General features: G+C 60.6%; 14 protein-coding genes. 4 read left to right on the forward strand and 10 right to left on the reverse strand.

The genetic code is table 11. The features are described 5' to 3' along the window. Positions 1-170 precede the first annotated feature (170 nt). Positions 171-2,819 carry a DNA mismatch repair protein MutS gene (mutS, locus tag V3390_RS08250; RefSeq protein ID WP_425493029.1) on the forward strand — a complete coding sequence of 883 codons (2,649 nt, stop codon included), beginning with the start codon at positions 171-173 and terminating at the stop codon, positions 2,817-2,819. 71 nt (positions 2,820-2,890) lie between these two features. After that, positions 2,891-3,517: a DUF937 domain-containing protein gene (locus tag V3390_RS08255; protein WP_331704066.1), complete on the forward strand. Its 627-nt coding sequence runs from the start codon at positions 2,891-2,893 to the stop codon at positions 3,515-3,517. Positions 3,518-3,555: 38 nt separating this feature from the next. Here the strand turns inward: V3390_RS08255 and V3390_RS08260 are convergent, their stop codons facing one another. The 6 genes from V3390_RS08260 to ffh all read right to left on the reverse strand — a co-directional run bounded on the left by V3390_RS08260 (position 3,556) and on the right by ffh (position 7,679). Beyond that, positions 3,556-3,957, reverse strand: coding sequence for an RNA-binding S4 domain-containing protein (locus tag V3390_RS08260; protein ID WP_331688829.1), 402 nt, complete (start codon positions 3,955-3,957; stop codon positions 3,556-3,558). Between the two features lie 83 nt (positions 3,958-4,040). Beyond that, positions 4,041-4,451 (reverse strand): 50S ribosomal protein L19, encoded by a 411-nt coding sequence (gene rplS / locus V3390_RS08265; RefSeq protein ID WP_331688830.1) that lies wholly within the window; start codon positions 4,449-4,451, stop codon positions 4,041-4,043. A 132-nt stretch (positions 4,452-4,583) separates the two neighbouring features. Then, entirely contained in the window at positions 4,584-5,333 is a 750-nt protein-coding gene (gene trmD, locus V3390_RS08270; RefSeq protein ID WP_331688831.1) for a tRNA (guanosine(37)-N1)-methyltransferase TrmD, read from the reverse strand. 4 nt (positions 5,334-5,337) lie between these two features. Continuing rightward, positions 5,338-5,925 carry a ribosome maturation factor RimM gene (gene rimM, locus V3390_RS08275; RefSeq protein ID WP_331704067.1) on the reverse strand — a complete coding sequence of 196 codons (588 nt, stop codon included), beginning with the start codon at positions 5,923-5,925 and terminating at the stop codon, positions 5,338-5,340. 17 nt (positions 5,926-5,942) lie between these two features. Beyond that, positions 5,943-6,206 (reverse strand): 30S ribosomal protein S16, encoded by a 264-nt coding sequence (gene rpsP, locus V3390_RS08280; RefSeq protein WP_331688833.1) that lies wholly within the window; start codon positions 6,204-6,206, stop codon positions 5,943-5,945. Between the two features lie 99 nt (positions 6,207-6,305). After that, on the reverse strand, positions 6,306-7,679 hold the full coding sequence (gene ffh / locus V3390_RS08285; protein WP_331688834.1) for a signal recognition particle protein: 1,374 nt from the start codon (positions 7,677-7,679) through the stop codon (positions 6,306-6,308). A 72-nt stretch (positions 7,680-7,751) separates the two neighbouring features. On the opposite strand from ffh, the gene V3390_RS08290 reads away from it, so the two are divergent. Beyond that, on the forward strand, positions 7,752-8,576 hold the full coding sequence (locus V3390_RS08290; protein WP_331704068.1) for a cytochrome C assembly family protein: 825 nt from the start codon (positions 7,752-7,754) through the stop codon (positions 8,574-8,576). 59 nt (positions 8,577-8,635) lie between these two features. Here V3390_RS08290 and radA read toward each other — a convergent pair whose 3' ends face one another. Continuing rightward, positions 8,636-10,033, reverse strand: a complete 1,398-nt coding sequence (gene radA, locus V3390_RS08295) for a DNA repair protein RadA (RefSeq protein WP_331704069.1) — start codon at positions 10,031-10,033, stop codon at positions 8,636-8,638. Positions 10,034-10,110: 77 nt separating this feature from the next. Between radA and V3390_RS08300 the strand changes: the two genes are divergently transcribed. Beyond that, complete coding sequence (locus V3390_RS08300) at positions 10,111-10,557, forward strand: GNAT family N-acetyltransferase (protein WP_331704070.1); 447 nt, start codon at positions 10,111-10,113, stop codon at positions 10,555-10,557. On the opposite strand, the gene V3390_RS08305 is transcribed toward V3390_RS08300, so the two are convergent. Genes V3390_RS08305 through V3390_RS08315 form a run of 3 tightly spaced genes read right to left on the reverse strand, consistent with a single transcriptional unit; the run spans position 10,554 to position 12,879 of the window. After that, positions 10,554-10,784, reverse strand: coding sequence for a DUF6587 family protein (locus V3390_RS08305; protein WP_331704071.1), 231 nt, complete (start codon positions 10,782-10,784; stop codon positions 10,554-10,556). The genes V3390_RS08300 and V3390_RS08305 overlap by 4 nt on opposite strands. Further along, positions 10,784-12,643, reverse strand: coding sequence for a ferrous iron transporter B (gene feoB, locus V3390_RS08310; protein ID WP_331704072.1), 1,860 nt, complete (start codon positions 12,641-12,643; stop codon positions 10,784-10,786). The genes V3390_RS08305 and feoB overlap by 1 nt, the downstream gene beginning before the upstream one ends. Beyond that, positions 12,640-12,879: a FeoA family protein gene (locus tag V3390_RS08315; protein WP_406805107.1), complete on the reverse strand. Its 240-nt coding sequence runs from the start codon at positions 12,877-12,879 to the stop codon at positions 12,640-12,642. The genes feoB and V3390_RS08315 overlap by 4 nt, the downstream gene beginning before the upstream one ends. Positions 12,880-12,889 lie beyond the last annotated feature (10 nt).

A 12,889-nucleotide genomic window follows, 5' to 3' on the forward strand; every position in this document is an offset into this window, starting at 1 on the left:
GCAATCAGCGGGCGTTCAGATCCGCAGCCAATTGCTGTAAATGTTCCCCTTGCTCTTCGACTTTCCGGTGCGCAACGGAATCTCGACGGAAGGTGCCGGTCAGGCGATACTTGCAGTATCCGGTTCGCCGCCGCGCTCCAGCCGGTGATCCCACCGTTTTTGAGTCCGCAATGCACGAATCCGAGTCCACTTCGCCCGCTGAAACCGCAACGAGCCGCGCCAAAACAGGCGCTGCCACCGGAACGCCTGAGCATACCCCGCTCATGAAGCAGTTCTTTGCGGCCAAGGCGGACCATCCCGATGTGCTGGTGTTCTTTCGCATGGGCGACTTCTACGAATTGTTCTATGACGACGCGCGCAAGGCGGCCAAACTCCTCGATATTACGCTGACACAGCGCGGGTCCTCGGCGGGAGCGCCGATTCCGATGGCCGGTGTTCCGTACCACGCTGCCGAAGGCTATCTGGCGCGGCTGGTGGCCCTGGGTGAATCCGTGGCCATATGCGAACAGATTGGTGATCCCGCCCAGTCGAAAGGACTGGTCGAGCGCAAAGTCGTGCGGATCGTGACACCGGGCACCGTCACCGACGAGGCCCTGCTCCCCGACCGTCGTGACAACTTGCTGCTGGCGATCTCGCGCGGCAAACAGGGCTACGGTCTGGCCTGGGCCGAACTGTCGGCCGGACGGTTTCTGGCCGCCGAGGTCGCAGGGACCGATCAGCTCGAGACCGAGCTGGCACGCCTGCAACCCGCCGAACTGTTGATTCCCGATGACGGCGACTGGCCCGAATGGTTGACCGCGCAGCGCGGCGCCCGTTTGCGCGCGCCGTGGCTATTTGACAGCGATAGCGGTCGCGGACAGATCGAACGCTTCTTTGGCCTGCATGACTTGCAGCCGTTCGGTCTGCAGGACAAGCCCTTGGCGATCGGTGCGGCGGCCGGTCTGCTCGCCTATCTGCAGGAGACGCAAAAACAGAGCCTGCCGCACTTGCGTTCGATCGTGGTGGAAACGGGCGACGATGCCATCGCCATGAATGCGGCAACGCGTCGGCATCTGGAACTGGACACGCGCGCCGATGGCGAAGTGCGCCACACCCTTCTCGGCATTCTCGATCGCACGCGCTCGCCGATGGGGGCACGCATGTTGCGTCGGTGGTTGCATCGCCCCTTGCGCGATCAGTCCACGGTGCGGCAACGCACACAGGCGGTCCAAGCCCTGCTCGATGCCAACGCTCCGGAATCGCTACGCTCACCGCTGAGCGGTTTGGGCGACGTGGAACGCATCCTGTCGCGCATTGCCCTTCGTTCTGCACGGCCTAAAGACCTGACGACGCTACGCGATGCCTTGCACACCCTGCCCGAGCTGGCTACCGCGCTGCAGGGAATCGACTCGCCGCGCCTGCAGGCACTACGCGCTCCATTAGATGGCCAACACGCCGAACTCGCTGCGCATTTGCAGGCTGCGTTGGTACCCATCGCCCCGTTGACGGTCCGCGATGGAGGCGTCTTCGCCGATGGTTTTGATGCCGAGCTCGATGAGCTCAAGATGCTGTCGTCGAATGCGGATCAGTTTCTGGTCGATCTCGAAGTGCGCGAACGCGAGCAGTCCGGAATTTCCGGTCTCAAGGTTGGCTATAACCGGGTGCACGGCTACTACATCGAAATCACCAAGGCGCAGGCGGTGGGTGCGACGATTCCGGTGCATTACACGCGGCGCCAGACGCTGGCCAATGCCGAGCGCTACATTACCGAAGAACTTAAATCGTTCGAAGACAAGGTCCTCTCGGCACGTGAGCGGGCCCTGAGTCGCGAGAAGTTTCTGTACGAGCAGTTGCTGGATCGGCTGCAGGTGGAGCTGGATGCCTTGCGCGAGTGCGCGTTGGCCCTGGCCGAGCTCGATGTGCTCGGCACGTTTGCGACAGTGGCCGAGGCCAATGACTGGCGTGCGGCGCAATTGCGCGACGAACCCGGACTGCAGATTGTGGCCGGCCGTCACCCGGTGGTCGAGGCCGTGCGCGACGAACCCTTCGAACCGAACGATCTGGTCCTTGGCGATGACGAGGCGCAGTTGCAGCGCCGTCTGCTGATCATTACCGGTCCGAATATGGGTGGTAAATCGACCTTTATGCGGCAGAACGCCCTGATTGTGCTGTTGGCGCATATCGGCAGTTTCGTGCCGGCAACGCAGGCGGTCATCGGCCCCATCGACCGTATCCTGACGCGGATCGGCGCCGGCGATGACTTGGCCAAGGGCCAGTCCACCTTCATGGTAGAGATGTCGGAAACGGCGTACATCCTGCACCATGCCACCGATCAGTCCCTGGTGCTGATGGATGAGATTGGCCGCGGCACTTCAACCTACGACGGCCTGGCACTGGCCGAAGCGAGCGCCCTGCATCTGGCCCAGCACAATCGGGCCTACACGCTGTTCGCAACCCACTATTTTGAGCTGACGACCTTAGCCAACGACGTGCCCGGTGTCGCCAACGTGCACTTGGACGCCGTGGAACATGGCGACGGACTCGTGTTCATGCATGCCGTCAAGGAAGGCCCTGCCTCGCGCTCATACGGTCTGCAGGTGGCAGCGCTCGCCGGCCTGCCGAAGACCGTGCTGGCCGCCGCACGCGGTCGCCTGGCCGAGCTGGAATCGGCGCCTTCGTCCACGGCTCCACTGACTCCGATGCAACTCGATGCGCCGCGACAGTTCGGCCTGTTCGAGGCCGAAGATGCCCTGCGCAAGGCCATGCGCAGTCTGGATCCCGACGAGCTGACACCCAAGCAAGCGCTCGAAGCTCTCTACAGGCTGAAGAGTCTCAGCTGATCTTGGTGCCGTTTTAACGAATTGCATGCGACGATGGTGTCTGTCTTTCAACTCGCAAAGGATGCCATTCCATGAATCTCGTTAATGATCTGCTGGGCCAACTCAGCGGTGCCCCGGTGCAACAAGTCAGCCAGCAACTCGGAGTGGATCCCGGCACGGCCGAATCGGCGATCCAAGCCGCTCTGCCAATGCTGATCGGCGCACTGGGCCAAAACGCGCAACAACCGCAAGGCGCAGAGGCACTGTTCGGTGCGCTGCAGAATGATCACCAGGGTCTGGATATCGGTTCGGTGCTCGGCGCCGTTCTCGGCGGCGGCAACAGCAGCGCCGGTCTGAGCCCGCAAGCCGGCATGGCCGCCGCCGCAGCGCCCGCCATTCTCGGCCACATTTTCGGTGGCAAGCAGCAGGCCGCAGAACAGACTCTGGGCAGCGCCACGGGCCTCAATTCGCCGCAAACGCGCATGCTGATGCAAATCCTGGCACCGATTGTGATGGCCTATCTGGCCAAGCGTTTCTTTGGCGGCCAGCAAGCCGCTTCGCCGACGCAGCTGCAGTCGGTGCTGGGTCAGGAACAGGAACAAATCCGTCAGCAACCGGGCGCGGGCGGTTTGCTCGGCAATCTGCTGGATCAAGATGGCGATGGCCAACTCGGCATCGGCGACGCGCTCTCGGCTGCATCGCGTTTTCTGAAATCCTAAATCGCTGAGGTGCTAGGCGCTTAACTGCGGTTAGGCGCTTACAGCATTTCCAAGTCGCCGAGCGCACGAATCAGGCGGCGGGCCCGTTTATCCGGTTTCGTTTCCGGGGCGCGGTAACCCGTCGCCTGAGCGCGTTGTTCGGCACGTGCTTTTTCTCGCGCAGCGACAGACTCTTCGGTTTCCGAGTAGTGCTGCACGGCCTGTGCGTATGCCACGCGCTGATCCAGCAAGCCGGTCACGGTGACGTAAAAGGTCTCAATGCCACGGCGAATCACCAGCGCATCGCCGAGTTTCACCTGCCGCGAGGCCTTCGGCCGCTCGCCGGCGATTTCGACCTTGCCCGTTTCAATGGCCTGCTTGGCCAAGGCGCGCGTCTTAAAAAAGCGCGTGGCCCATAACCATAGGTCGAGTCGGACTTTGAGTTCTTGCGTCGGTTCCAATTTCAGTTCCGGAGTTCAGAAACAGGAACGGCCGCCAGAGGCGACCGTCCTTGTGCTTAAAAGCAGTTGCCGGGGCTTGCGCCTTACTCGGCAGCAGCTTCCTTCTTGGCAGCAGCGGCAGCAGCCTTGGCCTTGGCACCGGCGGCCAAGTCTTCGGTGATGCGTGCCTTGCGGCCTTCGAGACCACGCAGGTAGTACAGCTTGGCAGCGCGGACTTTACCGCGACGCTTCAGGCTGACCGAGTCGATGGTCGGGCTATGGGTTTGGAACACGCGTTCCACGCCGTAGCCGTGCGAAATCTTGCGGACGGTGAACGAAGAGTTCAGACCGGCATTCTTGATCGCGATCACAACGCCTTCGTAGGCCTGGACGCGTTCACGGTTGCCTTCCTTAACTTTGACGTTGACGACAACGGTGTCGCCTTGGCTGAATTCCGGCAGTTGGCGGGTAGCTTGGCCGGCTTCGAATTCTTGCAGCAGGGTATGAATGGACATGGTGTTTTGCCTGTTTTAAATGTTGTCGGTCCCGAATGCCGAAGATCCAGACCTGGGCTTAATGGTTTTGGGGTACAGCGAGCCCAATATTATGCATGCGTTTTCTTATGAAAACAAGCACTTACGGGGTTTTTACTTGTTCTTGTCCGTCTGTGCGCGGAGCCGGTCAAGAAATTGGCGGTCTGCGGGGCTTAACGGTGCCGATTTCAGCAGGTCCGGGCGCCGCTCAAAAGTGCGTTGCAGCTGCTGCTGACGGCGCCATTGCGCGATTTGCGCATGATTGCCGCCCAGCAGGACCGCAGGAATGTCGCCCCACTCGTCGCTATTGGGCTTGGTGAAATGCGGATGATCCAGCAGCCCGTCTTCGAAGCTATCGAGGCGCGCACTGTCCATATCGGACATCGCTCCCTCCTGCACACGCGTCACGGCATCGATCAGTACTGCGGCGGGCAACTCACCGCCGCTGAGCACGAAATCACCGAGTGAGATTTCTTCGTCAACGGCATTTGCAATGAAGCGCTCGTCCACGCCCTCGTAGCGACCGCAGATCAGAACCAGATGCGGCATGGCCGCCAGTTCACGGACCCGTGCCTGCGTCAGCGGTTTGCCTTGCGGTGAGAAATACACCACGTGCGAAGTGACCTCGGCCGCTTCGACTTTGACAGCCTGCAGACATTGGCGCAACGGCTCGAGCATCATCACCATACCGGCACCGCCGCCGGCGGTGCGGTCATCAACGCGGCGATAGTTGCCGACGGCATAGTCGCGCGGATTCCAGGTCTGCGTTTGCACCAGGGCGCGCTCGTGTGCACGACCGACGATCCCGGCTGAGGCCGCGGCCTGAATCAGTTCCGGGAACAAGGTGATGCAATCAATGCGCATGGGTCTAGAACTCAGGGTCCCAATCGACCGTGATCAAGCCTTGCTCGAACTCAATATCGGTAACGAACTGAGGCCGCACAAACGGGATCAGTCGTTCGCGCGAATCATCGCGGACTGCGATCACATCGTTGGCACCCGTACCGAACAAATGGGATACGGTACCCAAGTCTGCGCCCTCGAGATTGACGACGCGCAGGCCTTCGAGATCGATCCAGTAGAACTCGCCCTCGGCCGGTGGTGGCAGCTGAGAACGCTCGACGTAGATGTCCAGACCGACGACCGCCTCGGCTGCGTTGCGATCGGAAACACCCGGAAGACGCGCCGCCAGATGCTTGCCCTGCTCGCGCCCTTTGACGCCCTGCAAGGAGGCCACACCGTACTGCATCAGATCGGTAGAGAAATCAGCCTGCACCTGCGCCAATGTGTTGGGCGAGCGCTCATTGCGCTTTAAAGTCCAGGGCTGGTAACGGAAGATGGCATGACGAGGGTCGGTAAACGACTCGATTTTCACGTCGCCCTTAAGACCAAGGGCGCCTAAAACCCTGCCGAGCAGGATCAGACGCCCTTGATTTGCGGTTTCCGAAGAAGACATCAGAAACGGCGAAAGGATTAGGCTACGGCTTCAGTGCCGGCCTTGTTCGCTTCCTTGAACAGCACCGCAACCTTTTCGGTCATTTGAGCACCGTTGGAAACCCAATGATTCACGCGATCGATGTTCAGTTCGACGCGCTTTTCATTGCCGCGAGCAACCGGGTTGTAGAAACCCACGCGCTCGATGTTGCGACCGTCACGGGCCGAACGGCTGTCGGTGACGATGATGTGGTAGAACGGACGCTTTTTAGCGCCGCCGCGGGTCAGTCGAATCTTGACCATGGTACAGATTTCCTTGATAGGACCAGCCGCCGGAATGACGGGGTAAGCCGAATATTATAACTGGTTGTTTTTCAAAAGAAAACCCCCAGCCCGAGGCATTCAGAAGGGCATTTTGCCGCGCATACCCATCAGGGAATTCATGCCCTTCATGCCGCGCATCAGGCCCTTCATGCCGCCGCCGGAGAACTTGGCCATCATGGTTTCCATCTGCTGGTACTGCTTGAGCAGGCGGTTCACATCGGCCGGGGTCTGGCCCGAACCTAGCGCCACGCGCTTGCGTCGCGAGCCGTTCAGAATGCCCGGATTGCGGCGCTCTTTTTCGGTCATCGAGTTGATGATGGCAATCATGCGCGGCACTTCCTTGCCGGAGATCTGACCCTTGACGTTATCGGGGATCTTGCCCATGCCGGGCAGCTTGTCCATCAGACCGTGCAAGCCCCCCATGTTCTGCATCTGCTCGAGCTGATCACGCATGTCGTTCAGATTGAACTTTTTGCCCTTGGCGACCTTATCGGCCAGCTTGGCGGCCTTTTCCTTGTCAACCTTGTCGTGCACTTCTTCGACCAGTGACAGCACGTCGCCCATGTCGAGAATGCGTCCGGCAATGCGATCGGGATGGAAGACATCCAGGCCATCAGGCTTTTCGCCGATACCGACAAACTTAACCGGCCGCTCGGTAATGTAACGGACCGACAGCGCCGCACCACCGCGCGCATCACCATCGAGCTTGGTCAGCACCACACCGGTCAGCGGCAGCGCCTCACGGAAAGCCTTGGCGGTGTTGGCCGCATCCTGACCGGTCATGGCATCAACCACGAACAGGGTTTCGACCGGATCAATGGCAGCATGAAGCGCCTTGATCTCAGCCATCATCGCCGTATCAATGGCAAGACGACCGGCGGTATCGACCAGCACCACATCGGCATAGGTCTTACGCGCATGTTCGATGGCCGCACGGGCGATCGCGATCGGCGACTGATCCGTAGAACTTGGGAAGAACTCGACACCCACCTGCTTAGCCAGGGTTTCGAGCTGGGCGATGGCGGCGGGACGATACACGTCGGCCGACACCACTAGCACCTTTTTGCGATGCTTTTCCTTCAGGAACTTGCCGAGCTTGCCTACCGTGGTGGTCTTACCGGCACCTTGCAGGCCGGCCATCAGAATTACGGCCGGTGCCGGCACGTTGAGATTGAGCTGGCTCGCCTCGGAGCCCATGACTGCCGTCATCTCATCCTTAACGATCTTGATTAGCGACTGACCCGGAGTCAGTGAGGCCAGAACCTCCTGCCCGACAGCGCGTTCCTTGATGCGACGGATCAGCTCGATGACGACGGGCAACGCAACGTCAGCCTCCAACAGCGCGACACGCACTTCGCGCAATGCATCGCTGATGTTTTCTTCGGTCAGGCGGCCACGGCCGCGCAGGCGGTCGATAGTTCCGGTGAGGCGTTGTGTAAGGGACTCGAACATGAAACTTCTGCAAAGGAGCGAACTCCCTATTATAGAGTCCGCCTGCAACCGCTGGGCTATACTTGAACGCTTATGATTCTGCCGTTTCTCGCCTTTGTCTGGTACTGGCTCGCCACGTTCGCGCTGGTGATGAGCCTGCACGGCCGCCCTGCCCAAGCCACGGATGCCACTCTGCCGCCCCTGCCCCGCACCACACGCTGGTGGCCGTGGTTCGCCGGTCTGGCGGTGTTTCTGCACGCTGCGGCTCACGCCTGGGTTGCCCGTTTGCTGGGCGCGCCGGACATGCATTTCTTTGCGGCCATCTCATTGGTGACGCTTGGCATGGCCGGCATGACGCTGGCTCTAAAGCGCCAAGGCCGCATGACCAGTGCCGGGCTCGTCGTGTTCCCCCTGGCCTCGCTGGCGGTGCTCGCGTACCAAAAGGCCGGCCACACGCCGACCACTACTCCGCAGAGCTGGCCGTTGCAACTGCACGCCTGGATCGCATTGCTGTCGGCTGCAGCGCTGGCTTTGGCCGCCGTGTTTGCATTGATGCTCTGGCTTCAGGAGCGCGCCCTGCGTACGCGTCAGCGCAGCCATCTGCTGTTGGGCTTGCCGCCTTTGGTCACGATCGAGACCATGCTGTTCCGGACTATCAAACTCGGCTTTGCGCTGCTGACACTGACGCTGGTCACCGGCCTGCTCTTTGTCAGCGATCTGTTTGCGCAGCATCTGGCACACAAAACCATTTTGAGTATTGTCTCGTGGCTGATCTTTGGCGGCCTGCTGCTGGGCCGCTGGAAATACGGCTGGCGCGGCGTGCGTGCCGCCAAATGGACACTAGTGGCATTTGCGTTTCTGGCCTTGGCGTTCTTTGGGGTGACGTACATCCTGGAACAGCGCTACGGCCCGAACTGAGGACTTTGCGCCTGCGACGCAGGTCAAAGCACCGGTCTAAGCGCCGGTCACATCTCAGATCACAACGCGTCCAGCGCCTCGGCCAGAGTGCCGACACCAATCACTTGCAACTCCCCGATGCGACCTGCCTTGGGTGCATTGGCACGCGGCACGATGGCCTTTTTGAACCCGTGCGTCGCCGCCTCGCGTAGGCGGTCCTCGCCGCCGGGTACCGGTCGCAACTCACCCGATAAACCCACCTCGCCAAAGGCCAGCAGATTGGCCGGCAATGGCGTATCACGCAGTGACGAGTGAATTGCCAGAAGGACCGGCAAATCGGCCGCGGTCTCCTGCAGACGGATACCGCCGACAATGTTGACGAAGACATCCTGATCGCCCATGACGATACCCGCATGCCGATGCAAGACCGCCAACAGCATGGCCAGGCGATTGCCATCCAAACCTACCGCCACACGCCGCGGATTGCTGAGCGAACTGTCATCGACTAGCGATTGCACCTCGACCAGTAGTGGACGTGTGCCCTCGCGCGTGACAGTGACGCAGCTCCCCGGCTGATCGCCGGTGGCGCCCGACAGAAACATAGCCGACGGGTTGGGCACCTCGCGCAGGCCACGCTCGGCCATGGCGAACACGCCCAACTCATTGATGGCACCGAAGCGGTTCTTGAACGCGCGCAGCAGGCGCAGGCGACCACCGCTTTCGCCCTCGAAATACAGCACCGCATCAACCATGTGCTCGAGCACGCGCGGACCGGCAATGCCGCCCTCTTTGGTCACGTGCCCGACCAGGAACACCGCGATGCCCGACTCTTTGGCAAAGCGCACCAGACGCGCGGCTGACTCTCGAACTTGCGAGACGCTACCGGGAGCCGCGGTCAGCTCATCGGTCCAGATGGTTTGAATAGAGTCGATGACCAGCACCCGCGGCTTGAGCGTAGTGGCCTGATCAATGATCCGATCAATATGGGTCTCGGCCAATGCCTGCACCCCGGTCGAAGGCAACCCGAGCCGCGCCGCCCGACCGGCGACCTGACTGAGCGATTCCTCACCGGTGACATAGAGCGAACTGACCGCCGGTGCCATTTTGACGACCGCCTGCAGCAGCAAGGTCGATTTACCGATGCCCGGATCGCCGCCGACTAACACCACTGCGCCATCAACCAGTCCACCACCGAGCACCCGATCGAGTTCGGCAATGCCGGTGGAGAGCCGCGTGGACTCTTGCGTGGGCACGCTCTCGAGCGCTTGAGCGACCGCGCCGCCCTCGCCACTCCAACCTGCCCGCCGTGCCGGCGTAACTGCAGATGCACCCGGACGCGGCGGTGCCAGCGTGATTTCAGTAATGGTGTTCCAGCCACCGCATTCACCGCACTGACCTGCCCACTTACCGGACTCGGCGCCGCATTCATTGCAAACGAAAGCAGTTTGGCGTTTGCCCGATTTTTTAACGCTGGCCACTAAGCAGACTCCGGAAAAGGCGCGAGGAAAAGATACGTTTCGTATAGTAACGAATTGCCTTCGCATGACTTGAGACAATGCCACTAACGTTCCGCCGCCTGCAGACCTCCGGCACCGACTTGCAACAGGAGTACCACCTGCGCGACACGATCCTGCGCATCCCGCTCGGATTGGTCTTTCATCTGACGCCGGAGCAGATTCGCGATGAGGAGTCCGACTTCCACTTCGGCCTGTTCGACGGTGACAACCTTTGTGCCTGCGTGATTGCCACGCCGTACGGTCCGGGCCAATACAAGATTCGTCAGATGGCCGTGCGCGAGGATCTGCAGCAACAGGGCCTGGGCCGCCAATTGATGCTGCAGACCGAACAGGCCTTACGCGATGCCGGCGCCAATGAACTGACCTTGCATGCGCGCGATATCGCCACCGGCTTCTACGAAAAACTCGGCTATTTAGCCGTTGGCGACTGGTTTACCGAAGTGGGCATCCCCCACTTGAAGATGTGCAAGGCGCTGACCGACTAATCGCAGCCGTTGCAGTCCTCGCAGCCGCCCGCTTTGGATCCGGTTGAAGGCGGTGCAATCCGCTGACCCAAGCGGCGGCGCCAGGCAGGACCGGGTTGTCGCAGCAAGGCGATGGCCAATGCTTGCCGTTGCCTCTTAATCCAAGCCGGAAAATATTTACGGATAACGAACTGCAGTGCCAGTACGACAGCCACCGCCACGATGATCCATTGCAGTAGCGGACTCATTAGTTCCAGCCCAAGGCCTTAGCCACCTGGAACGTCACCATTGACGCGCCATAGGCCAAGGCGAACAGATACACCGTGGCAGCAAACATCTTGCGCCACGAATGGGTCTCGCGTTTGATCGTCGCCAGGGTTGATATGCACTGGGGCGCATAGATATACCAGACCAGCAATGACAAGGCCGTCGCCAGACTCCATTGCTCACTAATGATTGGCGTCAGCAAACGAATGGTGGAATCGTCATCGGCACCGGCCATCGAGTAAATCGTACCGAGCGAAGACACCATCACCTCGCGCGCGGCCATGCCCGGAATCAGCGCAATGGCGATTTGCCAATTAAACCCAAGCGGTGCAAACAGATGCTGCAGCCAATGACCCAACTGCCCGGCAAAGCTGTAATCAATGGCCGGAAGCGTGGCGTTAGCCGGTGGCCCCGGGAATGTCAGCAGGAACCACAGCAACACGGTCATGGCCAGAATGATGCCGCCGACGCGTTTAATAAAGATCATCGCGCGTTCCCACAGGCCAATCAGCAAATCGCGCAGATTGGGCCAACGGTAGGCAGGCAATTCTAAAATCAGTGCGTGTTCAGCCCGGTCGCGACGCCATTTCTTCAGGAACCACGACACGATCAGCGCACTGAAAATGCCGGCAAAATACAGCCCGAACAGGACTAAACCCTGCAGGTTGACCGGTCCCCAGATATCGCGCTTAGGGATGAACGCACCAATCAGCAAGGTATAAACCGGCAAGCGCGCCGAACACGTCATCAGCGGCGCGACCAGAATCGTGGCGAAGCGATCGCGCGGATCCGGAATACTCCGCGTCGCCATAATTCCGGGCACGGCGCAGGCAAAGCTCGACAGCAAGGGAATAAACGAACGACCCGACAGCCCTGCTGCGCCCATCAGCCGATCCAGCAGGAAGGCAGCGCGCGGCAGATAACCCGATTCCTCGAGCACCAGAATGAAAGCGAACAGAATCAGAATCTGCGGCAGGAATACCAGCACGCCACCGGCACCGGCGATGATGCCATCTGCAATCAGGCTACGCAGCGGACCTGCAGGCAACTGCGAACCGATGAACTCACCCAACGAGCCGAACAGCGACTCGATGCCATCCATCATCGGCGTGGCCCAGGCATAGACCGCCTGGAACATAAAGAACATCAGCACCATCAGCGTCAGCAGGCCAACGATCGGATGCAGCAGCCACGCGTCGAGACGATCATCAAGCCGTTCCCGTTGCGAAGGCATGCGCACAAATCGTCCGAACCAGTTCGAAGCAAGAACCGTGGCCGACTCAATATCCGCGCCTTCCATCGGTGTATCCCCGCGCGTTGGCATGGCAGAAGGAACCGGCGCATCGAGCTGTGCGAGCACTTGCTGCACGCCATCATTGCGGACCGCCACTGAGGTCACCACCGGAATTCCTAAGGCCGCGGACAGTCCGTTGGTGTCAATCTGAATGCCGGCCTTGGAGGCCGCATCGTGCATATTGAGGACCAGAACGGTTGGCAGACCTTGTGCCAACACCTCGGCAACCAGGCGCAAATGCATTTGCAGGTTGGTGCTATCAACAACGCACAGAATCAGATCCGGTCGCGGCTCACCCGGATAAAAGCCCCGCAAGACGTCACGCGTAACGGCCTCGTCGAGTGAGGCCGGCACCAGCGAATACGCACCGGGCAGATCCAGCAGGCGGATGCGACGGCCCTGCGACGTGGTCAGCTGGCCCTCTTTGCGCTCGACAGTCACGCCGGCGTAGTTGGCCACCTTTTGCCGACTGCCGGTCAGACGATTAAATAGCGCCGTCTTGCCGCAATTGGGCATTCCGGCCAGCGCAACACGTAACTCACTCATTCGCGATCCACCAGCACGCGGGCGGCTTCGCTGCGACGCAAGGCAAAACGACTGTCGCCGATCTGCACCATCAGCGGATCCTTACCGAACGGACCCCATGCGCGAATCACTACAGTCCGGCCTTCGACAAAACCGAGTTCACGCAGGCGCCGGGAAATCGGATCCCCCTCGTGTCGGTCTTCGACGTGGTGGACTTTGGCGAAGGCGCCTTTGGCCAGTTGATGCAGCGGACTCACGGTTGCGGTT

Origin of the sequence: Aquilutibacter rugosus, assembly GCF_036541335.1 — a bacterium.
Classification (GTDB): Bacteria; Pseudomonadota; Gammaproteobacteria; order Xanthomonadales; family Xanthomonadaceae; genus Aquilutibacter; species Aquilutibacter rugosus.